We start from the raw sequence: 22,664 nt of genomic DNA on the forward strand, positions 1-22,664 counted from the left end.
CCTGCCAGTAGTCGCGGCTGCCGAACCAGGGGAAGTTGATCGGGAAGGCCGGGTCTTCCCAGCGCCGCGCGATCCAGGCGCTGTAGTGGATCAGGCGCAGGGTGCGCAGGGGCTCGATCAGCGCCAGCTCGCGCCGGTCGAAAGGGCGAAACTGCTCGTAGCCGTCGATCAGCGCGCCGAGCTGCTGGTTCTGCTGGCGCCGGTCGCCAGAGAGCAGCATCCAGAGGTCCTGCACCGCCGGGCCGGTGCGCGCATCGTCCAGGTCCACAAAATGCGGGCCGGCGCCGGGCTGGCCCTTGGGCGTCCAGAGGATGTTGCCGGGGTGGCAGTCCCCGTGCAGGCGGATGCGCCGGATGCCGTCTTCGTCGGCCGGCGCCTGGGCGCGCAACACCGGGTGGGCGTCGATCAGCGCCAGCGCTTCGGCCAGCGCGGCGGACCAGGCGGTCTGCACCTCGGGCGAGACCATGCGGTGTTCGAGCAGCCAGTCGCGCGGCTCGTGGCCGAAGCCGGCCACGTCCAGCGCCGGGCGGGCCACAAAGGGCCGCGCCGCGCCCACCGTGTGGATGCGCGCCAGAAAACGGCCGATCCACTCCAGCACCTCGAAGTCGTCCAGCTCGGGCCGCCGCCCACCGCGGCGGGGGCTCACGGCAAACGCGAACCCGCCGAAGTGGTGCAGCGTCTGTCCGTTCACCGCCAGCGGCGGCACGGCCGGAATTTCGGCCGCCACCAGCTCGGCCGCGAAGGCGTGTTCTTCGGCGATCTGGGCGTCGCTCCAGCGCCCGGGGCGGTAGAACTTGGCCACCACCTGGGCGTGGCCGCCGAACGGCGATTCGAGGTGGACCTGGTAGACCCGGTTTTCAAAGCTGTTGAGCGCGGCCAGGCGGCCGTCGCCCCACAGGCCGATGTGGCCCAGCGCGTCCTGCACCACATCGGGTGTGAGGGCGGTGTAGGGGTGGGTGGCGTGGGACGGCTCTGGGGAATGCATGAGGGGCATTGTCGCCCCTGGCACGTGCCAGAATCGAACGATGAAACGCTCAAGACAACGCCGCCTGCACCTCATGCGCCGTGGCCTGTGGTACTCGCTGGCGTTGTGCCTGGTCATCATGCTGTTTGGCGGCGCCGGCTTCTGGATGCTGGAGCCGCAGGTGAACACCCTGCAGGAAGGCCTCTGGCTGGCCTTCACGACCGCCGCCACCGTGGGCTACGGCGACATGGTGCCTCACACCCAGGCCGGTCGCGTGTTCGCCGCGCTGATGGTGTTGCTGGGCCTGGCGGTGCTGTCGCTGGTCACCGCCTCGCTGGCGGCGATCTTCGTGGAGCAGGAGGTGGAGGACGAGGTCCACACCGAAGAGCGCCAGATCGAACACGAACTTATGCGCGAAATCCGCGCGCTGCGCGAGCAGGTGCGGGCCCTCGATCAGCGGCTGAACGGACCCGTGCACACCGCCACACAACCATCCGAAAAGACCCGTCCGTGAAAACCACCAAGGCGCCCCACCAACCACCCAAAACCCTGCAGGAGCAGCTGCCCGAACTGCGCGAAGGCCAGTCCGTCGAACTGCTCAAGGAGCTGCACATCCTCACCCGCGAGGGCAAGCTTAACCAGGACACGCGGCGCAAGCTCAAGCAGGTCTACCACCTCGTGCAGTTCATCGAACCGCTGCTGGCCGAGGTGCTGAAGGAGCGCGGTGACGTGACCCTGGCCGACCACGGTGCGGGCAAGTCCTACCTGGGCTTCATCCTGTACGACCTGTTTTTCAAGGCGAAGCCGGTGGGCCGCGTCGTCGGTGTGGAGACCCGCGCCGAGCTGGTCGAGAAATCGAAGGCGCTGGCGGCGCGGCTGGGGTTTGACCGCATGGCCTTTCTGGCCACGACGGTGCAACAGGCGCTCAACCACCCCGAACTGCCCGAGCAGATCGACGTGGTGACCGCGCTGCACGCCTGCGACACGGCCACCGACGACGCCATCGCTTTCGGGCTGGCGCGACAGGCGCGCTTCATGGTGCTGGTGCCGTGCTGCCAGGCCGAGGTGGCGTCGGTGATGCGGCAGCACAAGGCGCTCTCGTTGTCGCGCACGCCGCTGGCCGAGCTGTGGCGCCACCCGCTGCACACGCGCGAGTTCGGCAGCCAGATCACCAACGTGCTGCGCTGCCTGCAGCTCGAAGCCCACGGCTACGGCGTGACCGTGACCGAGCTGGTGGGCTGGGAGCACTCGATGAAGAACGAGCTGATCCTCGCGCGCCGCAACGAGGCGCCCCGCGCCCAGCGCGAACGCGCCCGCGAGCGGCTGGGCCAGATCCTCGAAGAGCTCGGCCTGCAGCCGCTGAGCGAACGTTTCGGGGGTTGACCCACCCCCGCCGTGCTTCGCGCGACCCCCTCAAGGGGGCCGCACGGGCCGCCTGGCCAAGCCAGCCCGATGGTGCCCGGGGGGCACCCGTCCCACCTGTCCTGGATGGCGCTCCGTCACCGTGGAAAACCGATGCCGACGGGCCGTCAACGCGGCCCCTTCAGTGTCACTTGGCGGGTTTGGCCGGCGCCGCCGGTTTGGCGGCAGGCGCCGGGGCCTGCGTGGCGGCCTTCAGGCGGGCGCCCACGGCCTTTTCCAGGGCCTGCACCCGGGGCTCCACGGTGGCGCGGGTGTCGCCCACCAGCTTGGCCTGAAGGGCCTGCTGCATCTCGCCGCTGAGCTCCTGGTATTTGGCGTAGGCCGGCGACTCCATGACGGCCACGACCTGGCGCAGCTCGTCTTCGCTGAATTTGTTTTCCAGCACCGCGCCGATGGTCGAGGGCGCGAGCTGCTGGGCGCTCTTGCGCACCTGCGGCACGGTGTCCTTGAGGTACTTCTGCACCTCGGTCTGGATCTCCTTGGAGATGGCTTCCTGGCGTTCTTTGGGCACGTTGGCCGCGATCATCATCGACGCGCGTTCAACCAGCACCACCGCAGGCTCTTCGGTCATGGCGGTGGCCAGGCGCTCAATGCCACTCTGCTGGAGCTTGAGCACGCGCTGGACCAGTTCTTTCTTCGCGGGGCTGGAGGGGGCGGGGGCGGCCGTGGCGGCCGGTGCGGGTGTCGATTGGGCGAGGGCGCCGCTGGTGACGAGCACCAGGGCGAGCGCCAGGGAGGAGCGTGTGATGTAGGGCATGGCGCATGGTAACGCCCACCGTGGGGTGGTTCTCCCAGGGCGGGCGCGTGGCGTAACGCGCCGTTACCATGCCGTGATGACGCTCCCACCCCCCCTTTCTCGATCCCTGCGGGCGTCGGTCGGCGTGACGCTGCTCATGGTGCTTGGGGCCTGTGCGGTCCCGACACGGGCGCCAGTGGCGCCCGACGCCGTCGCCGAATGCCGACAATGGCTGGAGCGGCTGGACGGGCACGTGGACGCGCAGGCGGTGCGCGACGGCGGTGCGGCCCCGGTGCCGGGCTTCCGTTTTCTTCGGGTCGACCGTTTGCTGTCGTCGTTCCGCGACGAGGCCGGGCGCAGCGACGCGCGGTGGCGGGACTGGGGGGCGGGTCTGCTCGCGCTGGACGCCCAGGCCCGCGCCCTGGAAATCGACCAGCTGCCGCCCTGGGTGATGGCTTCGCTGGCGGTGCCCGACCCGGCCGCGGCGAAGGCCCGCGTGCGCGACTGCGGCGCGCGCTTGTGGGCCGCGACCTCGGCCGATGCCACTCAGCGCGAGCGGCTCCAGGCGGCGGCCCGGGTGCCCGACGACTACAGCGCGCTGATGCGCACCCTGGGCCTCTACCCCTTGAGCCGACTGCCGTTCTTCGGTGGCGTCGAGCGCGAGCAGCGCCACTGGCAGGCGCGTTGGACGGCGCTGGCGGCGCAACCCGACCCGGCGCTGGGCTGGACGCGTTACCAGACCTCGACCCCGCCGCTGGGCGCGGCCGAGGTCGGTGCGCTGGCCCGCGCCGTGCCGCGGGACGCCCTCGGCATCCCGCGGCCCGACGAGGCCACCGCACAACGCCTGTTGCAAGCCCACGCGCCGGTGCTGGAGATCGAGACGCGCGGGGCCTTCGACCGCCCCGGATCGCTGCGCTGGACCCAGGGCCCAGGGCCCGACGTGAACACCGCCGAACCGGTGGTCTACCAGCGCATCGCCCACACCCGACACGGTGACCAGACCCTGATGCAGCTGGTCTACAGCGTCTGGTTCAGCGAGCGGCCGCCCCGGTCGGGCCTGGACCTGCTGGCCGGTCGGGTCGATGCCGTGGTGCTGCGCCTCACGCTGGCCGTCGATGGCCGTGTGCTGGTGATCGACAGCATCCACGGCTGCGGCTGCTACCACCTGTTCGTGCCCACGCCGTCCATGGCGCTGAAGCCCCCGCCCGAGGCGGGCACGGAGTGGGCCTTCGTGCCCGCGACGCTGCCGGCGATGGCCGCCGGGCAGCGGTTGCGGGTGCGCCTGTCGTCATCCGACCACCAGGTGGTCGGGGTGCAACCCGATCCGGGAGGTCTCGGTGGTCCAGATGCTGTGCCCTACGCGCTGGCCGACGAAGACGGCTTGCGCAGCCTGCCCACGCCCGACGGCGGCCGGCGCAGCGCCTTCTGGTCCAGCGGCATCATGCCCGGCACCGAGCGCGGCGAACGAGCGCTGTTCTGGCCCATGGGCATCGCGAGCCCGGGCGCGATGCGGCAGTGGGGCCGACACCCCACGGCCTTCGTGGGCCGGCGGCATTTCGATGACGCGCGGCTGCTGGAGCAGCGGTTTGAACGGCGGGACACACCCTAGGTCCTTTTCGTCTTGTTACAAGATACGCGCGCTGCAGATGTTACACAGTCGCTCCGGGACGCGGTCCCGTTTCCAAGTGTTGTCTCATGGTGTCTGATGTGTCTTTTCTGTTGCAGTCCATGGCCTGGCCCCTGGTGCTGCTGGTGGCCTGGTTCCTGGGTGAGCGTTTGCACGAGGCCGCGCGCATCCCACGCGTGAGCAGCTATGTGGCGGTGGGCCTGCTGGCCAGCCTGATCAACCTGCCGGGTCTGACGGACGCGGTGCCCGGCCTGCCGTTTCTCGCGAACGTGGCGCTCTCGCTCATCCTCTTCGAGCTGGGCTACCGCATCCACCTGCGCTGGTTCCGCCACAACCCCTGGGTGCTTGTGCTCGGTCTGGTGGAGTCGGTGGTCACCTTCTCCGCGGTCTACCTGGTCTCGGGGTTCTTCTCGCTGTCCACCGACACCCGGCTCATCGTCGCGGCGCTCTCGGTGTCGGCCTCGCCCGCCGGCATCCTGCGCGTGGCCAACGAGCTGCGCAGCGCGGGCCAGGTGACCGAGCGCGTGTTGCACCTCTGCGCCATCAACTGCCTGGTCGCGGTGCTCGCGCTCAAACTGGTGGTGGGTTACTGGTACCTCTCCACCTCGGGCGATCTGGTGATGGCCGCGTTTGGCAGCGTGCACGTGCTGGTGACCTCGGTCGCGGTCGGGGGGCTGCTCGGCATGGCCATGCCGGCGCTGCTGCGCGCGCAGCGCATCCAGGAGCGCGACGTGACCCTGGTGTTCGCGCTCGCCGTGGTGCTGCTCACCACCATGGCCTACGGGTTCAAGCTCTCGCCCCTGCTGGCCGCGCTCACCTTCGGCATCGTGGCGCGCGAGCGCCGCGTGCACCTGACCAACGCGCAACGCGGCTTCGGCACGGCGGGCGATTTGCTCACGCTGTTCCTGTTCGTCTACATCGCCGCACTGCTCGACTGGAGCGATGTGGGCGGCGGCGTGCTGCTGGGGCTGGCCCTCATCGCCGTGCGCACGGCGTCCAAGGTGTTGTGCAACGTGGCGGCGGCGCGGCTCTCGGGCAGCACCGAACGCAAGGGCCTGCTCACCGGGCTCGCGCTCACGCCCATGTCGGCCTTCGCCATCCTGCTGCTGGAACAGAGCCGCCTCTACGGCTTCGAGCCGGCGCAGCAGGTGCTGACCGCGCTGGCCTTCATGATGCTGGTGCAGGAACTGTTCGGCCCGCTGGTGACCCAGCGCGCCCTCAACGCCGCGGCCGAAACGCACGTGACACAGGAATAAGCGATGCCGCTCGAAACCTTCAAAGCCTCGAAATCGCTCACCCTCGGTGTGGAGCTGGAGCTGCAGCTCGTCAACACCTACGACATGGACCTCTCCAGCAGCGCCAACGACCTGCTGGAGCTGCTGCGGCGCAAGCCCTTCCCCGGCGTGGTCACGCCCGAGATGACGCAGAGCATGATCGAGATCGCCACCGACGTGCAGACCGAACACGGCCCCTTGCTGGGCCAGTTGCGCGAGATCCGCGACACCCTGGTGCACGCGGGCGACCGCCTCAACATCGCCATCGCGGGTGGCGGCACCCACCCGTTCCAGCGCTGGTTCGAGCAGCGCATCTTCTCCAAGCCGCGCTTCCAGGAGCTCTCGGGCCTGTACGGCTACCTCGCCAAGCAGTTCACCGTGTTCGGCCAGCACGTGCACGTGGGCTGCAGCTCGCCCGACGAGGCGCTGTTCCTGCTGCACTCGCTCAACCGCTACGTGCCGCACTTCATTGCGCTCTCGGCCTCGTCGCCCTTCTCGCAGGGCGTGGACACGCTGTTCGACTCGGCGCGGCTCAACTCGGTGTTCGCCTTTCCCTTGAGCGGCCGCGCGCCGTTCACCCTCAGCTGGGACGAGTTCGCCAACGTGTACTTCACCAAGATGGAGAGCACGGGCGTGGTCAAGTCCATGAAGGACTTCTACTGGGACATCCGCCCCAAGCCCGAGTACGGCACCATCGAACTGCGGGTGTGCGACACGCCGCTGACCGTGGAACGTGCCGCCGGGCTGGCCTGTTACCTGCAGAGTTTGTGCCGTCACTTGTTACAGCGCGACGAGCCCGCGCCCGAAGAAGACGATTACCTCGTTTACACCTACAACCGGTTCCAGGCCTGCCGTTTCGGCCTCGACGGCATGATGGTCAACCCCAAGACCCGCGAGCAGATCAGCATCCGTGAAGACATCCTGGCCACCCTGAGGGTGCTCGGTCCACACGCCGACGCCCTCAACGCCCAGGCCGCGCTCGATGAAATCGAACGTACTGCTGCACGCGATGGCAACCACGCCAGCTTCCTTCGAAAGTGTTACGGAGCGAGCGGCAGCGTGCAGGGGGTGGTGGCGGCCGCGGTCGAGGCCCTGCGGGCCTGAGGCGGGCGGGGGACGCGTTCCTGCCGGCGCAGGAACGGGGGGAAACAGCGGGGTGTTTTCCGGCTTTCTCGGGTCTTGTCAGGCAACTTCCTACACGCTGAATGGGGGTGCGCCGACTTAACGTCTTGAAACAGGTTGAATACAGTTTGACACATCGACAAACAACTTGTTTTCACCCTCTTTTTCCCAGGACACCGCCATGAACTCGATCCACAGCCGCCTCAACCCCTTCGTCCTCATGCTCGATCCGGAGGCCGTGATCAGCGCCATGGAAGGCAGCATGCACCTGCGTGGCCTGCGCCATCGCATCTGCCGCCCGCTGGACAAGCCCTTGATCCCCAAGACCCACGGTCTGGACCGTGTCCTGCTGACCCAGTTCGACGCCGTGATCGACGACGAGGAGTTCATGGACAGCGGCATCGAGAGCTGGGTGGACGCGCAGCCCGCGTTGCAAAGCGTTCATTGAACACCCCCATCGCTTGCCCACTTCGTGTGGCCGCTCCGCCCCTCAAGGGGCAACGCGAGCAGCCCGGCGAAGCCGGTTCCGCCGCGTTCACGGCTGGGACACTTGCTCCGGATACGGTGTTATTTTGAGAATCGCTTGCGTGTGAGTGCCAAAGCCAGCCAGAAGGCGGCGACAGCATAGACCGCCAGCACCGCCAGGTGCAGCCAGGGCTGTTCCGGCCACTGGTCCATGAACAGGGGGCGAACGAGTGCCACCGCGTTGGTGAGGGGCAGCCAGTCCGAGATCACGCGAACCACCGCCGGCAGCTGTTCGCGGGGGAAGAACACCCCGGAGAGGAACATCATCGGGGTCAGGAAGAGCGTGAAGTAGTAGGTGAAGAAGTCGTAGCCCTGCGCCAGCGCGTTGAACACCAGCGCGATGCACGAGAAGGTGATGCCGGCGAACAGCAGCACCGGCAGGGCGAGCAGCAGCTTGGGGCTGTGGCTGATGCCCAGGGCGAGCATCACGCCCATGATCGCCACGACAGTGAACAGCGCCTTGAAGGCGGCCCACAACATTTCGGCCATCACCACGTCGTCCAGCCGCACCGGCGCGTTCAGGATGCCGTCCCAGGTTTTCTGCACGTGCATGCGCGAGAACGCCGAGTACAGCGCCTCGAAGCTGGCCGCGTTCATCGCGCTCATGCAGATGCTGCCGCTGGCCAGGAACAGGATGTAGGGCACGGCCCTGCTGCCCTCGGGGGTGGCGACGTTCACCTGTCCCACCAGCGCGCCCATGCCGTAACCGAACGCCACCAGCCACATCAGCGGCTCGGCGATGTTGCCCACCAGGCTGGGCACCGCGAGTTTTTTCCAGACCAGGAAGTTGCGCTGGAACACCGGCCACCAGCGCAGGGACAGGCGCGGTGGCGCGAAGTGAGAACCCCCCGCCGCGCTTCGCGCGACCCCCCTTGAGGGGGGCGCACCCTTCGGCCCGGCAAAGCCGGTTCCGTGGGTGCCCTGGACTGGGTCATCTCTTTCTCCGCTCGGCTTTTGGTTGGGGGCGGTCATTTTTTCATCCCTCCTCTCTGATCTGGCGCCCGGTCAGCTTCAAGAACAGGTCTTCCAGGTTCGCGGGCCGGTGCAGGGTGCGCAGTTCGTGGTGTGCGCTCAACGCCGCCAGCAATGGCTGCGCCTGGGCCGTGTAGAAAAACACGGTTTCGCCACTCACCTCCACGCGCGCGGCCAACGCCCGCAACCCGGCGTGTTCGTCCGCCTGCGCCAGCGCGGTCGCGCCGTTGCCGTAGACCTCCACCACGTCGGGCTCCAGGTGCTGGGCGATCAGCTCGCGCGGGCGGCCCTCGGCGATCTTGCGGCCGTGGTCCAGCACCAGCAGGCGCGAACAGAGTCGCTCGGCCTCGTCCATGAAGTGCGTGGTCAGCAGGATGCTCTTGCCTTGCTGCAGCAGCATCTGCAGGCGCTCCCACATCAGGTGGCGCGCCTGCGGGTCCAGGCCGGTGGTGGGTTCGTCGAGCAGCAGGAGCTGCGGGTCGTTGACCAGCGCACGCGCCAGTGACAGCCGCCGTTTCATGCCGCCGGAGAGCTCGCCCGGCTTGGCATCGGCCTTGTGGGTCAGCGCGGCGAATTCCAGCAGCTGCGGAATGCGCGCGCGGATGTCGAGGTCTTTCATGCCGAAGTAACGGCCGTAGACCAGCAGGTTTTCGGCGCAACTGAAGTCGGGGTCCAGCGTGTCCATCTGGCTCACCACGCCCAGCCGGGCCTTGATCGCGAGCGCATCGCGCGGCATGTCGAGGCCGAAGGCGTTCACGCGGCCTTCGTCGGGCGCGGTCAGACCCAGGCACATGCGGATGGTGGTGGTCTTGCCCGCGCCGTTGGGCCCGATCACGCCCAGGCACTCGCCCGGCACGATGTCAAACGACAGGTCGTTGACGACGGTGTGTCCGCCAAAACGCTTGACGAGGTGCTGGCATTCAAAGAGCGGTGAAGGCATGGCCGGCATTGTGCCCGCGCCCCGCCGTCCCCCGGGCGCAGAGGGCGCGCGCCCTACAATGGGCGCCACCCGACCGGCCGGTCTTTTTGCCGCCTTGTGCGCGCTTCGAAGTGTCTCTTCCTCCCGCTGTTGCCCTGCAATACCTGCTGCCCAAGCGCGCCATCAACGTGTTCGCGGGCTGGTGTGCCCACTCGCGCGCCACCTGGTGGGTCCACAACGTGATCCCGTGGTTCATCCGCCGCTATGGCGTGAACATGGCCGATGCGGCCAACCCCGATCCCAGGGGCTACGCGACCTTCAACGAGTTCTTCACCCGGCCCCTTCGGGCGGGGGCACGCCCCCTGGCCCCCTCCGGTTTTGTGTGCCCGGTGGACGGCGCCATCAGCCAGTTCGGTGCCATCAAGAAGGACCAGATCTTCCAGGCCAAGGGCCACAGCTACAGCACGCGCGCCCTGGTGGGCGGCGATGCCCGGTTGGCGGCACAGTTCCAGGACGGTGACTTCGCCACCATCTACCTCAGCCCCAAGGACTACCACCGCATCCACATGCCCGCCGCCGCGCGGCTGCGCCGCATGATCTACGTGCCTGGCGAGCTGTTTTCGGTCAACCCGACCACGGCGCGTGGCGTGCCCGGCCTGTTCGCGCGCAACGAGCGCGTGGTCTGCGTGTTCGACGTACCGCACGGCGACCAGGGTGAAACCCGTCCCTTCGTGCAGGTGCTGGTGGGCGCCACCATCGTCGGCAGCATGGCCACCGTGTGGCACGGCGTGGTGAACCCGCCGCGCACGAAGGATGTGCGCGAGTGGACCTACGACGAAGAGCCCTGCATGCTCGGCCGCGGTGAAGAGATGGGCTGTTTCCTGCTGGGCTCCACCGTGGTGCTGCTCTGGCCCAAAAACACGATTCACTTCAACCCGGCGTGGACCCCCGAGCGCGACGTGCGCATGGGCGAGGCCATGGGCCAGGCGATTCCCTGAACTTTTCTCCCAAGGATGTCCATGACCACGCTCGGCACACCGCTGTCTCCTTCCGCCACCCGCGTCATGCTGCTCGGCTCCGGTGAGCTGGGCAAGGAGGTGCTGATCGCCCTGCAGCGCCTGGGTGTGGAGACCATCGCGGTGGACCGCTACGACCACGCGCCGGGCCAGCAGGTGGCGCACCACGCGCGCACGATCACCATGAGCGACCCGGCGCAGCTGAAAGCGCTGATCGAGGCCGAGCGCCCGCACCTGGTGGTGCCCGAAATTGAAGCGATTGCCACGCCCGTGCTGCAGGCGCTCGAAGCCGCCGGTGTGGTGCGCGTGATCCCCACCGCGCGCGCCGCGCGCCTGACCATGGACCGCGAGGGCATCCGCCGCCTGGCCGCCGAAACGCTGGGCCTGCCGACCAGTCCCTACAAATTCTGCGACTCGCTCGAAGAGCTGCAGGCCGCCATCGACGCCGGCATCGGCTACCCCTGCATCGTCAAGCCGGTGATGAGCTCCTCGGGCAAAGGCCAGAGCAAGATCGACGGCCCTGCCGACGTGAAGACCGCCTGGGACTACGCGATGTCGGGCGGCCGCGTCGGCCCGGGCCGCATCATCGTCGAAGGCTTCATCGACTTCGACTACGAGATCACGCAGCTCACCGTGCGCGCGCTCGGGGCGGATGGCCAGATTCAAACGCATTTCTGCGACCCCATCGGCCACGTGCAGGTGAGCGGCGACTACGTGGAAAGCTGGCAGCCGCACCCGATGACGGCCACCGCGCTGGCCGAGTCGCGCCGCATCGCCAAGGCGGTGACGGACGACCTGGGCATGGGCCACGACGGCCAGCCCTCGGGCCTGGGCCTGTTCGGTGTGGAGCTGTTCGTGAAGGGTGATCAGGTCTGGTTCAGCGAGGTAAGCCCGCGCCCGCATGACACCGGCATGGTGACCATGATCACGCAGTGGCAGAACGAGTTCGAGCTGCACGCCCGCGCCATCCTCGGCCTGCCGGTGAGCACCGCGCTCAAGAGCCCGGGCGCCAGCGCCGTGATCTACGGCGGCGTGGACGCGCAGGGCATCGTGTTCGACGGCGTGGACGAAGCGATGAGCGTGCCCAACAGCGAGATCCGCCTGTTCGGCAAACCCGAGAGCTTCGTGAAACGCCGCATGGGGGTGGCGCTGGTGCACGATGCGGACGTCGAGGTGGCGCGCACGCAGGCCAAGCAGGCGGCCGCCCTGGTCAAGCCCAGGGCACGGTAGGCCCACCCCCGCGCCTTGCGGCGCGGGGGTGGGGGGTCATTCGTGCCTCAACGCGTCGATGGGGTTCAAGCGCGCCGCGCGCCGCGCCGGGAAGAAACCGAACAGCACGCCGATGGCGGCCGAGAACAGGAAGCTCAGCAGGTTCACGCTCAGGTTGAACTGGTAGGGCACGTTCATCAGCGCCGACAGGCCGATCGAGGCGCCGGTGGCGAGCACGATGCCGATCAGGCCGCCGAGCGCGGCGAGCACCACGGCCTCGATCAGGAACTGCAGCAGCACCTCGCGCTCCAGCGCGCCGATCGCCAGGCGCAGGCCGATCTCGCGGGTGCGCTCGGTCACGCTCACCAGCATGATGTTCATGATGCCGATGCCGCCCACCAGCAGGCTCACGGCCGCCACCGCACCCAGCAGCATGGTGAGGATCTTGGTGGTGCCCGAGAGCGTTTCGGCGAGCTGTTTGGTGTCGAGCACGTTGAAGTTGTCTTCGTCGGTCTCGGCCAGCTTGCGCCGTTCGCGCAGCAGCTGCGTGAGGCTGGCGGTGACGCTTTTGGCGTCGCTTCCCTCGCTCATGGAGACGAGCAGGGTGTTCACCCGCGTGTGTCCGGTGATGCGCCGCTGCAGCGTCTTGATGGGCATCAGCACCATGTCGTCCTGGTCGTTGCCGAAAGCGCCCTGGCCCTTGGACTGCAGGGTGCCGATCACCTCGCAGCTCATGGCCTTCACGCGCAGCTGTCCGCCGGTGGCGCTGGTGGTGCCGAACAGCTCGCGCTGCACGGTGCTGCCGATCAGGCAGACCGCACCGCCGGCGCGCAGCTCGTCGTCGGAGAACTCGCGGCCGTCGGCCAGCTTCCAGTTGCCGGTGGTGAGCCAGGCGTTGGTGCTGCCGATGACGCTGCTGGTCCAGTTGCGGCCGTTGGCCACGAGCGTGACGCCGCTGCGCGCCTCGGGCGCCACGGCGGCGACGCCAGCCACCTGGGCCGCGATCACGTCGCCGTCGCTTTCCTTGAACGCAGGGGCGCTGGCGCCGCTGCCGCCGGGGCCCATGCGCTGGCCGGGGCGGATCTGCAGCAGGTTGGTGCCCAGGCCCGAGATCTGGTTCTGCACCGCCAGCGTGGCGCCGTTGCCCACGGTGACCATGGTGATCACCGCGCTCACGCCGATCACGATGCCCAGGATGGTGAGGAAGGAGCGCAGCAGGTTGCGGCGGATGGAGCGCAGCGCGAGCAGCAGGGTGTTAAGCCACATGGCCGACCTCCCCGCTGAAATCGCTGGCGGTGGTGTGGGGGCCGACGCCCTGCAGCGCCACCGGGTGCGGGTTGCGTTGATCGCTGGCGACCACGCCGTCCACGAAGCGCACGATGCGCTTGGCGTAGGCCGCCATGTCGGGCTCGTGCGTGACCATGAGCACGGTGATGCCCTGTTCGGCGTTCAGGCGCCAGAGCAGTTCCATGATCTCCTGGCTGCGGTGCGTGTCGAGGTTGCCGGTGGGCTCGTCGGCCAGCAGCACCTGCGGCTCGGTGACGATGGCGCGCGCGATCGCCACGCGCTGCTGCTGCCCGCCCGAGAGTTCGCCGGGCGTGTGGTGTTCCCAGCCCTTGAGACCGACCTTTTCGAGCGCGCGCTGGGCCAGGCTGTGGCGCGAGGCCGCGGGTTCGCCGCGGTAGACCAGCGGCAGCTCCACGTTCTCCTGCGCCGAGGTGCGCGCGAGCAAATGGAAGCCCTGGAACACGAAGCCGAAGAAGCGCCGCCGCAGGCGCGCACGCTCGTCGCGCGAGAGCGCTTCCACGTGCACACCGCGAAACAGATAGTCGCCGGTGGTCGGCACGTCCAGGCAGCCCAGCGTGTTCATCGCGGTGGACTTGCCCGAACCGCTGGGGCCCATGATGGCCACGAAGTCGCCCTGCTGGATGTCCAGGTCCACGCCCTTCAGGGCCTGGAAGGCGGTGTTGCCTTCGCCGTAGGTCTTGGTGATGCCGCGCAGGCGGATCAGGGGCAGCTCGTCGCTCATGGTGCGTTGGCTGAGCTGCGTTGCTCGGTGATCACCGCCATGCCTTCGGCGAGGCCTTCGCCGCTGACCTCGGTGTTGCGGCCGTCGCTGATGCCGGTCTTGACGGGTTTCGCCACCGGCTGCCCGTCCTGCAGCACCCAGATCTGGCGCGGCCCGCCGCCGCGGCGGTCGGTGCCGGCGGTCTTGGTGGCGGTGCGTGGCGGGCGCGGCATCAGCTTCGAGAGGATGCTGGCGTTGGCCGCCGCCGCGCCATTGCCGCTGCTCGGCGAGAAGCGCAGCGCGGTGTTCGGCACCAGCAGCACGCCCTTCGCTTCCTGGGCCACGATGGTGGCGGCTGCCGTCATGCCGGGGCGCAGGCTTAGGTCGCCGTTGTCCACGTTGAGCGTGGTGGTGTAGGTGACGACGTTGTCGGTCTTGGTGGAGCCGAAGGCGACGCGGTTGATGACGGCCGGGTAACGGCGCGCCGGAAAGGCGCTCACGGTGAAGGTGGCTTTCTGCTCCACCTTGACGGCGCCCACGTCGGCCTCGTCCACCGCCACGTCGAGCTTGAGCTGGGTCAGGTCCTCGGCCACGGAGAACAGCGTCACGGCCTGCAGCGAGGCGGCCACGGCGTTGCCCGGGTCGACCGTGCGGCTGAGCACCACGCCGTTGATGGGCGAGCGGATCGAGGCCTTGGACAGGTTGGTTTCGGTGGTGGCGAGTGCGGCGCGCGATTCGGTCACGCTGGCCCGTGCGGCCGCTTCGCTCGCGACGGCGCGTTCCAGCGCGGCCTTGGCCGTGTCCAGCTCGGTGGCCGAAGGCACCTTGCCGCCGGAGAGCCGCGACACCTCTTCGAAGCGCGTCAGCGAGGCACGGGCCTCGCGCGCGGTGGCGCCGGCCTGCGCCAGTTGCGCCTGCGCCGAGGCCAGGCCGGCGCGCGATTGCGTCACCTGGTCCATCAGCTTGGCCGTGTCCAGCTCCACCAGCACCTGGCCGGCCTTGATGCGGTCGTTCACGTCCACATGCACGCGTTTGACCGTGCCCGAGAGCTCGCTGCCGATGTTGACCGAGCGCGTGGGTTGCAGCGTGCCGTTGGCCGACACGGTGAGGGTGACGTCGCCTTTCTTCAGGGCTTCGGTCACGTACACCGGCGCGGCCCGGGTCTGCTGCTGCGCCTGCCAGTACGTCCAGCCGCCGGCCAGCAGCACGACGGTGGCCACGCCGATCCACAGGGTGGGGCGTTGCCACCAGCGCGGCGGGTGGTCGCTGCCCAGCAGGTTTTGCAGGTCGGCGGGTGTGGCGTCTTTGGGCTTGCTCATGGTGTTCTCTGAAGGCGTGGTTCGGGTCGTCTCAGCGGCTGGCGCTGGCATCGGGCGTCCAGCCACCGCCGAGCGCCTTGTACAGGCGCACGTGGTCGGCGCTCAGCGTGGCCTGCGTGCTGGCCACGCTGTCCTGCGCCGAGAGCAGGGTGCGCTGCGTGTCGAGCACGGTGCGGAAATCGATCAGGCCGCTCTCGTAGCGCTGGCGCGCCAGCAGCTCGGCGTTGGCGGCGGCGCTGGCGGCCGCCTGCAGGCGGGCCAGGCGTTCGGTGTCGCCCTGCAGCGCGACCAGCGCGTCTTCCACGTCTTTCAACGCGGTGAGCACGGTGCCCTGGTAACTCAGGCGCGCCTGCTCCAGCGCGGCCTCCTGCGAACGCACCTGGGCCCGTGCCGCGCCGCCGTCGAACAGCGGGGCCGACACGCTGGACAGCAGCGAGCGGACCACCGAAGCGCCGTTGGTCAGGGTGCCGAGCGTGAGGGCGGAGAGACCCAGCGAGCCGCTGAGTCGGAAGCTTGGGTAGCGCGCCGCGTCGGCGGCGGCCACGCGGGCCAGCGCGGCGCTGATGCGGTGCTCGGCGGTGCGCACGTCGGGGCGCTGGCGCAGCGTCTCGGCGGGGAAGGCGAGCGCCAGGCCGGGCGGCGTCTGCGGCACGGCGGCGGGCGTGCCCAGCGTGGCCTGCAAGGCGCCAGGGGCCTGGCCGGTCAGCACCGCCAGCGCGTTGAGCGACTGGGCGACGCTGGTCTGCAGCGCGGGCACCTGCGCCCGCGTCTGCTCGGAAGACGCGACGGCCTGCTCCACGTCCAGCAACGACACCAGGCCCGCCTGGTTGCGCCAGCGGGTGATCTGCAGGGTTTCGGACTGGAGCGACAGGTTGCTGTTGGCGATGGCCAGGCGGGCCTGCAGGCCGCGCAGTTCGATGTAGCTGGCGGCCACCTCGGCGGCCAGCGACACCTGCACGTCGGCCAGACTGGTTTCGGCGGCGAGCGCATCGGCTTCACTGGCGTTCACCGCCGCGCGGTTGCCGCCGAACACATCGGGCTCCCAGCTGGCGTCAAAGCCGGCCTGGAAGCGGTTGCTGCCGGCGGCGCTGCCGCTCTGGCTGCGCTGTGCCGAGCCGGAGGCGCTGAGCGACGGGCCGGCGTTCGCCGATTGCACGTCGCGCTGCGCGCGTGCCTGAAGCAGGGCGGATTGCGCGCTCTTCACACTGGTGTTGGCCTGCAAGGCCTGGGTGACCAGCGCGCTGAGGGCGGGGTCGTTGAAGCGTTGCCACCACTGGGCGAGCACGGTGGCCGATGCGCCCGCGGTGGCCGCCGGGCCGGTGGACCAGGTGGCGGGCACGGGCGTGGCCGGCAGATCGCCACCGGGGGCGGACAGGCTCGCGCAGGCGCTGAGCAGGACCACGCTGGCCGAGGCCAGGAAGGTGGCGGACCGTCGCAGGGGGGAGGGGGGGAGCTGGTTCATGGTGTTCATTCAGCATACTGGGTACGCCGTCATGCCATTGTGCTCAAACGCACCCCACGGACCGTGGCGTTGCGGTGAAGTTCCGGTAAAGATCCGTGTCACCCGGCAGCCCGGCCGTGCCCCCTCCCTCCGGGCCGATCAACGCCGGCGGGCGCGGATCATGAGGCCGAGGTCGGCGGCACGAAGCCCTCGACGCTGAGGCCATAGCCGCCCATGCTGGGGAAGCGGCGCGGGTTGCCCAGCACCTGCATGCGCGCCACCCCGAGTTCGCGCAGGATCTGCGCGCCCACGCCGTAGGTGCGCAGGTCGGCGTCGTTGGCCACCTCTTTCTTCTGGCGTGTGGCGCGGGGCTGGCTGGCGGCGTGGGCCAGGTCGTCCGCGTCTTCCGCGGCGTTGAGCAGCAGGGCCACGCCCTTGCCCTGCTGGTGGATCGCGGCCAGCGCCTGCGGCAGCGGCCACGAGTGCGGGCTCTGGTCGGTTTCCAGCCAGTCGATCATCGACACCGGCTCGTGCACGCGCACGGTGACGAGATCGGTGGCGGTCCATTCACCGTGGGTCAGCGCCAGGTGCGTGCCGCCCACCTTGTCGCGGTAGGTCAGCAGCTCGAAGCGGCCATACGGCGTGTTCACCGGGCGTTTGCCGGCCAGCGTGACCAGGCGCTCGGTCTGGCTGCGGTAGCGGATCATGTCGGCGATCGAGCCGAGCTTGATGCCGTGTTGTTTCGCGAACTCGATCAGGTCGGGCAGGCGGGCCATGGTGCCGTCGTCCTTCATGATCTCGCAGATCACCGCCGCCGGCTGCAGGCCGGCCATCTGGGCCAGATCACAGCCCGCCTCGGTGTGGCCGGCGCGCATCAGCACGCCGCCCACGGCCGCGCGCAGCGGGAACACGTGGCCCGGCTGCACCAGCGAGGCCGCCGTGGAGTCGGCCGCGACAGCCACCTGCACGGTGCGCGCCCGGTCGGCGGCGGAGATGCCGGTGTCCACCCCTTCGGCGGCTTCGATCGACACGGTGAAGGCCGTGGCGTGTTTGGTGCCGTTGCGCGTCACCATGGGCGGTAGCCGCAGAAAGTCGCAGCGTTCGGCGGTCAGCGTCAGGCAGATCAGGCCACGGCAATAGCGGGCCATGAAGTTGATGGCCTCGGGCGTGATCTTGTCGGCGGCAATGATCACGTCGCCTTCGTTCTCGCGGCTTTCGTCGTCCACCAGGACGACCATGCGGCCCGCCGCCATGTCGGCGACCAGCTCAGGGACAGATGCAAATGTGAATTCGGACATGGTGTTTCCTCGGTGTGAATGACGACGGCGGCGCGCCGCGTCGCACGGTGGCCTGGGTCAGGTGGGGGTCGGGTGGTCGCGGTGGAGATGAAAAGGGCAGGGTTCCGGCATGGGAAAGCTGCTCTCAGCGCGTGCGACGGCACGCCCGACCCCGGGTGTGCACACGGGGGTCGAGGCGAAAACACGTTGCTCTTTCATCCGGACTGTGACCGTCGGCCATGGCATCTCACCATGTCTGCTGACCCCGAAGGCGTGGCCTTCAGGCGCTCGCGGGCTCCTGCGATCAAGTCACAGATACCGCCGGTGGGGAGTTTCACCCCGCCCTGAGAACGTCTTGAAAAATTCAGAGCCGCATTGTAGGCGCCGCCATCCGGCAGCGCCGGGCGCTCACTGGAAAGCCACCTCGGCGAAGCTGCGCAGCTTGCGACTGTGCAGCTGGGCCGAGCCGCCTTCACGCAGCAGCTCCACGGCGCGGATGCCGATGCGCAGGTGCTGATCGACGCGCTCGCGGTAGAAGTGGTTGGCCATGCCGGGCAGCTTGATCTCGCCGTGCAGCGGTTTGTCGCTGACGCAGAGCAGGGTGCCGTAGGGCACGCGGAAGCGAAAGCCGTTGGCGGCGATGGTGGCGCTCTCCATGTCGAGCGCCACGGCGCGCGATTGCGAGAAGCGGCGCTGCGGCCGGTTGTCGGGCAGCAGTTCCCAGTTGCGGTTGTCGGTGCTGGCCACGGTGCCGGTGCGCATGATGCGTTTCACCTCCTGCGCCGCCACCCCGGTCACGTCGGCCACGGCGGCTTCGAGCGCGAGCTGGATTTCGGCCAGCGCGGGAATGGGCACCCACAGCGGCAGTTCTTCGTCCAGCACATGGTCTTCGCGCACGTAAGCGTGGGCGAGCACGTAGTCGCCGAGCTGCTGGCTGCTGCGCAGGCCGGCGCAGTGGCCGATCATGAGCCAGGCGTGCGGGCGCAGCACGGCGATGTGGTCGGTGATGGTCTTGGCGTTGGCCGGGCCGACACCGATGTTGACCATGGTGATGCCACTGCGGTCGGCGCGCATGAGGTGGTAGGCCGGCATCTGCGGCAGGCGCGGCGGTGGGTGACCGAGTTCGTCAATGGCCTCGGCAGCCAGGCCGGTGCGCCGCATCACCACGTTGCCGGGCTCCACGAAGGCGATGTACTCGCTGTCGGGTTTGGCCATCTCGGCGTGGCCGAGTTTGATGAATTCGTCGATGTAGAACTGGTAGTTGGTGAACAGCACGAAGTTCTGGAACCACTCGGGCGCGGTGCCGGTGTAGTGGCGCAGGCGCTGCAGCGAGTAGTCCACGCGCGGGGCGGTGAACAGCGAGAGCGGATGCGGATCGCCGGGGCGCGGTTCGTGCGTGCCGTTGGCGATGCCGTCGTCCATGGCCGCCAGATCGGGCAGATCGAACACGTCGCGCATGAGGGCGCGGCGCTCGGCGCTCAGGCTGCCTTCGACATGGTCGTGTTCGGCGAACGAAAAGTGGATGGGAATGGGGTGCGTGCTCGTGCCCACCTCCAGCTCGCCCCCGTGGTTGATCAGCAGCAGGCTGAACTGGTCCAGCAGGTAGTCGGCGTACAGGTCGGGTCGGGTGAGGGTGGTCTCAAACCGGCCCGGGCCGGCCACGAAGCCATAACTCAGGCGCCCGGTGCCCTGGTGCGATGCGCTGTGGGTGTGCAGGCGCACGAAGGGGTAGCAGGCTCGAACCCGGGCATCGTCGAAATCGGCGCCGGCCACGAAGTCGCGCATGGCGGCGCGCAGGAACTCGATGTTCTGCTGGTAGATGCGTTGCACCTGGGCCAGCGCAGCGGCCGGGTTGCGGTAGAAAACGGGGGCGGTGAAGGCGGGTGTCTTGTGCATGGCACTATTGTGGCGCCGCTCCATGACACCCACCCCCGACCCGGAATACCCATGCTGGACGCCGCAGCCCCGTTGATGACCCCGCCGCTTGACCTGCCCGGCGCCGCGGCGGTGCTGGCGGCCGCGCTGGGCTGCGGCCTGCTGGTGGGCATCGAGCGCGAGCGGCGCAAGGGCGAGGGGCCGGGTCGCCGGTTTGCCGGCCTGCGCACCTTTGCGCTGTCCAGCGTGGTGGGCGCAGCGGCGGCGCTGACCCAACTGCCGGGGCTGGTGGTGACGGGCGCACTGCTGGTGGCCGCCCTGGCCCTGGTGGCCTACTGGCGCGACCGCTCCGAAGACCCCGGCGCCACCACCGAGATCGCCCTGCTCTTGACCTACCTGATCGGCGTGATCTGCGCGCAGAGCCTGCCGCTGGCCGCCGGGCTGGCGGTCGGTTTGACGGCGCTGCTGGCCGGGCGCGAGCGGCTGCACCGGTTTGCGCGCCATTGGCTCACCGCCGGCGAGGTGCGCGACGGCATCGTGCTCGCGGCGCTGGTGCTGATGGCGCTGCCGCTGGTGCCGGACCGGCCGCTGTGGGACACGGTGCTCAACCCCCATGTCATCGTGCAGCTGCTGGCCTTGTTGCTCGGGGTGCAGGCGCTCGCCCACCTGAGCCGCCGCCTGCTGCAGGCGCGCCACGCGGTGGCCCTGTCGGCGCTGGCTTCGGGGTTTGTGTCGAGCACGGCCACCATCGCCACGCTGGGCCTGGCCGTGCGCGAGCGGCCCTCGGACGTGCGGCTGCTGGCCGGCGGGGGCCTGCTGTCGTGCGTGTCGACCCAGATGCAGCTGCTGCTGGTGGCGGCGGCCGTGCAGCCGGCCTGGCTGGCGTGGCTCTGGGCGCCAGCCCTGGCCGCGGGCGCACTGGCCTTGTTGTGGGGCGGGTGGATGGTGCGCGCGGCACCGGTGGACCCGGCCGAGGCGCCGCGGGCGCCGGACGAGGACCGCATGTTCAGCCTCTGGGGGGCTGCGGGCGTGGCGGCGCTGCTGAGCGGCATCCAGGTGGCGGTGCACGCGCTGGAGCGCTGGCTGGGGGACACCGGCCTGCTGCTCGGCGCCACGCTGGCGGCCCTGGCCGACCTGCACTCGGCGCTGGCGGCGGTGTTCGCCTCAGGCGCCCCCCAACCCGGCGGGGCGGCGGTGTGGGCGGTGATGCTGGCCGTGTCGGTGCACGCGGGCAGCAAGAGCGTGACCGCCGGCCTCACCGGCGGCTGGCGCTACCTGCTGGCGCTGGCGCCGGGGCTGTGGGTTCACACGGCGCTGTGCGTGGCGGGCGTGTTCTGGATGGCGCGCGGATAGACCCCCGCAGCGGCGGAGCACCGGTCCGCGCCGCCCGGGACGCTTGGGGGCGGGGCGATCCACCGCAGGGCCGCCCCAAGGTGGATCAGCCCCCTCGGGGGGCAACGACCCGCGCAGCGGCGGAGTGTGGGGGCTATGCCTTCACGGGTTCGCGCATCGTCACGAACTCTTCCGCCGCCGTGGGGTGGATGCCGATGGTGCTGTCGAACACGGCCTTGGTCGCACCGGCCTTTATGGCCACGGCAAAGCCCTGCACGATCTCGCCGGCTTCCGAGCCCACCATGTGCAGGCCCACCACGCGGTCGCTCGCGGTGTCCACGATCAGCTTCATGAGCGTGCGCTCGCTGCTGCCCGAGAGCGTGTGCTTGAGCCCCTTGAATTCGCTGCGGAAGATGGTCACGTGCCCGAACTTCTCGCGCGCCGCGGCTTCGCTGAAGCCCACGGTGCCGATGTTGGGGTGGGTGAAGACGGCGGTGGGGATGAAGTCGTAGCTCATGGCACGCGCCGGCTTGCCGGCGGCCGGGCCGAACAGCTGGTCCACCACCACCATGGCCTCGCCCAGCGCCACCGGGGTGAGCTGCACGCGGTTGGTCACGTCGCCCACGGCGTAGATGCTGGGGACGTTGGTCTGGTAGGTCTCGCTCACGATCACCTCGCCCTGCGCGCCCTGGGCCACGCCCACCGTGTCGAGCCCCAGGCCGGTCACGTTGGGCTTGCGCCCGGTGGCGTAGAGCACGGCGTCGGCCATCACCACGCTGCCGCCTTCGCACTCCACGCGCAGGCCGTCGTCGGTCTGGCGGATGTCCACCACGTCGGCGTTCAGCCGCAGATCGACGCCCGACTTGCTCATCTCGGCGGCGACGAAGTGGCGCACCTCGTCGTCAAACCCGCGCAGCACCTGTTCACCGCGGTAGAGCTGCGTGACCTTGGCGCCCAGGCCGTTGAAAATGGAGGCGAATTCGCAGGCGATGTAGCCGCCGCCCACCACCAGCAGGCGTTTCGGGAACGGCTCCAGATCGAAGACCTCGTTGGATGTGATGACGTGCTCGCGGCCCGTGAAGTGCGGCACGTGCGGCGTGCCGCCGGTGGCGATCAGGATGTGTTTGGCCGTGAAGTTCTGGTGGCCGGGGCTGCCGTCGGCGTTGATCGTGGCCAGGCCCACGCCGTGTACGCCCTGCACGCGCGCGAAGCCGTCGAACACCGTCACGCCCGAGCCGCGCAGCAGGTTGCCGTAGACGCCGTTGAGGCGGCTGATTTCGGTGGCGCGGTTGGCCTTGAGCGTGGCCCAGTTGAGCACGGGTTCCGGCCCTTCCCAGCCAAAACCGTGGGACTCGTGGAAGGCGTCGGCGTAGTGCGCGGCGTAGCTGTAGAGCTTCTTCGGGATGCAGCCCACGTTGACGCAGGTGCCGCCCAGGCCCTCTGTGCCCAGCGTCTCGGCCAGCGCCACGCGCGCGCCGCGCTGCGCGGCCATGCGGGCGGCGCGCACGCCACCGCTGCCGCCGCCGATCACAAACAGGTCAAAGTCAAAGGTTGGAGAGGTCATGTTGGTGTGTTCCCGGGCTCGAAGCCCTTGAGTTCCTGGCGGATGAAATCGATGAAGGCCCG

Annotated in this window: 20 protein-coding genes and 1 riboswitch; of the genes, 9 read left to right on the forward strand and 11 right to left on the reverse strand. The window is 69.3% G+C overall.

Annotated features, from left to right (window positions below):
• The coding region (locus tag IV088_RS21820; protein WP_291106138.1) for a serine/threonine protein kinase at positions 1-985 on the reverse strand (985 nt) is incomplete at its 3' end.
• A 40-nt stretch (positions 986-1,025) separates the two neighbouring features.
• On the opposite strand from IV088_RS21820, the gene IV088_RS21825 reads away from it, so the two are divergent.
• Both IV088_RS21825 and IV088_RS21830 read left to right on the forward strand, forming a co-directional pair.
• Positions 1,026-1,478 (forward strand): potassium channel family protein, encoded by a 453-nt coding sequence (locus IV088_RS21825; RefSeq protein WP_291106140.1) that lies wholly within the window; start codon positions 1,026-1,028, stop codon positions 1,476-1,478.
• Positions 1,475-2,347, forward strand: coding sequence for an SAM-dependent methyltransferase (locus IV088_RS21830; RefSeq protein WP_291106142.1), 873 nt, complete (start codon positions 1,475-1,477; stop codon positions 2,345-2,347). Before IV088_RS21825 ends, IV088_RS21830 begins: the two co-directional genes overlap by 4 nt.
• Before the next feature lie 166 nt (positions 2,348-2,513).
• Here the strand turns inward: IV088_RS21830 and IV088_RS21835 are convergent, their stop codons facing one another.
• Entirely contained in the window at positions 2,514-3,143 is a 630-nt protein-coding gene (locus IV088_RS21835) for a hypothetical protein (protein ID WP_291106144.1), read from the reverse strand.
• Positions 3,144-3,219: 76 nt separating this feature from the next.
• On the opposite strand from IV088_RS21835, the gene IV088_RS21840 reads away from it, so the two are divergent.
• The 4 genes from IV088_RS21840 (at position 3,220) to IV088_RS21855 (ending at position 7,593) form a co-directional block, all read left to right on the forward strand.
• Entirely contained in the window at positions 3,220-4,731 is a 1,512-nt protein-coding gene (locus IV088_RS21840) for a hypothetical protein (protein WP_291106147.1), read from the forward strand.
• 98 nt (positions 4,732-4,829) lie between these two features.
• Complete coding sequence (locus tag IV088_RS21845; protein ID WP_291106149.1) at positions 4,830-6,005, forward strand: cation:proton antiporter; 1,176 nt, start codon at positions 4,830-4,832, stop codon at positions 6,003-6,005.
• Positions 6,006-6,008: 3 nt separating this feature from the next.
• Positions 6,009-7,127, forward strand: a complete 1,119-nt coding sequence (locus IV088_RS21850; protein ID WP_291106151.1) for a YbdK family carboxylate-amine ligase — start codon at positions 6,009-6,011, stop codon at positions 7,125-7,127.
• Between the two features lie 199 nt (positions 7,128-7,326).
• Complete coding sequence (locus IV088_RS21855) at positions 7,327-7,593, forward strand: hypothetical protein (protein WP_291106153.1); 267 nt, start codon at positions 7,327-7,329, stop codon at positions 7,591-7,593.
• A gap of 119 nt (positions 7,594-7,712) precedes the next feature.
• Here IV088_RS21855 and IV088_RS21860 read toward each other — a convergent pair whose 3' ends face one another.
• Both IV088_RS21860 and IV088_RS21865 read right to left on the reverse strand, forming a co-directional pair.
• Positions 7,713-8,492 (reverse strand): ABC transporter permease, encoded by a 780-nt coding sequence (locus IV088_RS21860; protein ID WP_291106179.1) that lies wholly within the window; start codon positions 8,490-8,492, stop codon positions 7,713-7,715.
• Between the two features lie 154 nt (positions 8,493-8,646).
• Complete coding sequence (locus tag IV088_RS21865) at positions 8,647-9,591, reverse strand: ATP-binding cassette domain-containing protein (protein ID WP_291106155.1); 945 nt, start codon at positions 9,589-9,591, stop codon at positions 8,647-8,649.
• A 101-nt stretch (positions 9,592-9,692) separates the two neighbouring features.
• Between IV088_RS21865 and asd the strand changes: the two genes are divergently transcribed.
• A complete protein-coding gene (gene asd / locus IV088_RS21870) occupies positions 9,693-10,559 on the forward strand; it encodes an archaetidylserine decarboxylase (protein ID WP_291106157.1) in 867 nt (288 codons plus the stop codon).
• 21 nt (positions 10,560-10,580) lie between these two features.
• A complete protein-coding gene (gene purT / locus IV088_RS21875) occupies positions 10,581-11,807 on the forward strand; it encodes a formate-dependent phosphoribosylglycinamide formyltransferase (protein ID WP_291106159.1) in 1,227 nt (408 codons plus the stop codon).
• 36 nt (positions 11,808-11,843) lie between these two features.
• On the opposite strand, the gene IV088_RS21880 is transcribed toward purT, so the two are convergent.
• From IV088_RS21880 to IV088_RS21905, 6 genes are all read right to left on the reverse strand, one after another.
• The gene (locus IV088_RS21880; RefSeq protein ID WP_291106162.1) at positions 11,844-13,052 is read right to left on the reverse strand and encodes an ABC transporter permease; all 1,209 of its coding nucleotides are present in this window, start codon (positions 13,050-13,052) and stop codon (positions 11,844-11,846) included.
• A complete protein-coding gene (locus IV088_RS21885; protein ID WP_291106164.1) occupies positions 13,042-13,815 on the reverse strand; it encodes an ABC transporter ATP-binding protein in 774 nt (257 codons plus the stop codon). Before IV088_RS21885 ends, IV088_RS21880 begins: the two co-directional genes overlap by 11 nt.
• A complete protein-coding gene (locus tag IV088_RS21890; protein WP_291106166.1) occupies positions 13,812-15,113 on the reverse strand; it encodes an efflux RND transporter periplasmic adaptor subunit in 1,302 nt (433 codons plus the stop codon). The genes IV088_RS21885 and IV088_RS21890 overlap by 4 nt, the downstream gene beginning before the upstream one ends.
• Before the next feature lie 31 nt (positions 15,114-15,144).
• A complete protein-coding gene (locus IV088_RS21895) occupies positions 15,145-16,575 on the reverse strand; it encodes an efflux transporter outer membrane subunit (protein ID WP_291106169.1) in 1,431 nt (476 codons plus the stop codon).
• 158 nt (positions 16,576-16,733) lie between these two features.
• Complete coding sequence (gene ribBA / locus IV088_RS21900; protein WP_291106171.1) at positions 16,734-17,852, reverse strand: bifunctional 3,4-dihydroxy-2-butanone-4-phosphate synthase/GTP cyclohydrolase II; 1,119 nt, start codon at positions 17,850-17,852, stop codon at positions 16,734-16,736.
• Between the two features lie 181 nt (positions 17,853-18,033).
• Positions 18,034-18,187, reverse strand: a riboswitch (FMN riboswitch).
• A gap of 52 nt (positions 18,188-18,239) precedes the next feature.
• Positions 18,240-19,727, reverse strand: a complete 1,488-nt coding sequence (locus IV088_RS21905) for an AMP nucleosidase (RefSeq protein WP_291106173.1) — start codon at positions 19,725-19,727, stop codon at positions 18,240-18,242.
• A 51-nt stretch (positions 19,728-19,778) separates the two neighbouring features.
• Between IV088_RS21905 and IV088_RS21910 the strand changes: the two genes are divergently transcribed.
• Positions 19,779-21,059: a DUF4010 domain-containing protein gene (locus tag IV088_RS21910; RefSeq protein ID WP_291106175.1), complete on the forward strand. Its 1,281-nt coding sequence runs from the start codon at positions 19,779-19,781 to the stop codon at positions 21,057-21,059.
• A gap of 133 nt (positions 21,060-21,192) precedes the next feature.
• Here IV088_RS21910 and gorA read toward each other — a convergent pair whose 3' ends face one another.
• Entirely contained in the window at positions 21,193-22,602 is a 1,410-nt protein-coding gene (gene gorA, locus IV088_RS21915; RefSeq protein ID WP_291106177.1) for a glutathione-disulfide reductase, read from the reverse strand.
• Positions 22,603-22,664: the final 62 nt, after the last annotated feature.

Source organism: Hydrogenophaga sp., from assembly GCF_018780075.1.
Taxonomy (GTDB): Bacteria; Pseudomonadota; Gammaproteobacteria; order Burkholderiales; family Burkholderiaceae_C; genus Hydrogenophaga.

Bases quoted from the DNA above. Each gene is read 5' to 3' on its own strand.
- purT (WP_291106159.1), top strand. From the start codon at position 10,581: ATGACCACGCTCGGCACACCGCTGTCTCCTTCCGCCACCCGCGTCATG.
- ribBA (WP_291106171.1), bottom strand. From the start codon at position 17,852: ATGTCCGAATTCACATTTGCATCTGTCCCTGAGCTGGTCGCCGACATG.
- IV088_RS21865 (WP_291106155.1), bottom strand. From the start codon at position 9,591: ATGCCGGCCATGCCTTCACCGCTCTTTGAATGCCAGCACCTCGTCAAG.
- IV088_RS21835 (WP_291106144.1), bottom strand. From the start codon at position 3,143: ATGCCCTACATCACACGCTCCTCCCTGGCGCTCGCCCTGGTGCTCGTC.
- IV088_RS21855 (WP_291106153.1), top strand. From the start codon at position 7,327: ATGAACTCGATCCACAGCCGCCTCAACCCCTTCGTCCTCATGCTCGAT.
- gorA (WP_291106177.1), bottom strand. From the start codon at position 22,602: ATGACCTCTCCAACCTTTGACTTTGACCTGTTTGTGATCGGCGGCGGC.
- IV088_RS21885 (WP_291106164.1), bottom strand. From the start codon at position 13,815: ATGAGCGACGAGCTGCCCCTGATCCGCCTGCGCGGCATCACCAAGACC.
- IV088_RS21850 (WP_291106151.1), top strand. From the start codon at position 6,009: ATGCCGCTCGAAACCTTCAAAGCCTCGAAATCGCTCACCCTCGGTGTG.
- IV088_RS21895 (WP_291106169.1), bottom strand. From the start codon at position 16,575: ATGAACCAGCTCCCCCCCTCCCCCCTGCGACGGTCCGCCACCTTCCTG.
- IV088_RS21840 (WP_291106147.1), top strand. From the start codon at position 3,220: ATGACGCTCCCACCCCCCCTTTCTCGATCCCTGCGGGCGTCGGTCGGC.
- IV088_RS21905 (WP_291106173.1), bottom strand. From the start codon at position 19,727: ATGCACAAGACACCCGCCTTCACCGCCCCCGTTTTCTACCGCAACCCG.
- IV088_RS21825 (WP_291106140.1), top strand. From the start codon at position 1,026: ATGAAACGCTCAAGACAACGCCGCCTGCACCTCATGCGCCGTGGCCTG.
- IV088_RS21890 (WP_291106166.1), bottom strand. From the start codon at position 15,113: ATGAGCAAGCCCAAAGACGCCACACCCGCCGACCTGCAAAACCTGCTG.
- IV088_RS21880 (WP_291106162.1), bottom strand. From the start codon at position 13,052: ATGTGGCTTAACACCCTGCTGCTCGCGCTGCGCTCCATCCGCCGCAAC.
- IV088_RS21910 (WP_291106175.1), top strand. From the start codon at position 19,779: ATGCTGGACGCCGCAGCCCCGTTGATGACCCCGCCGCTTGACCTGCCC.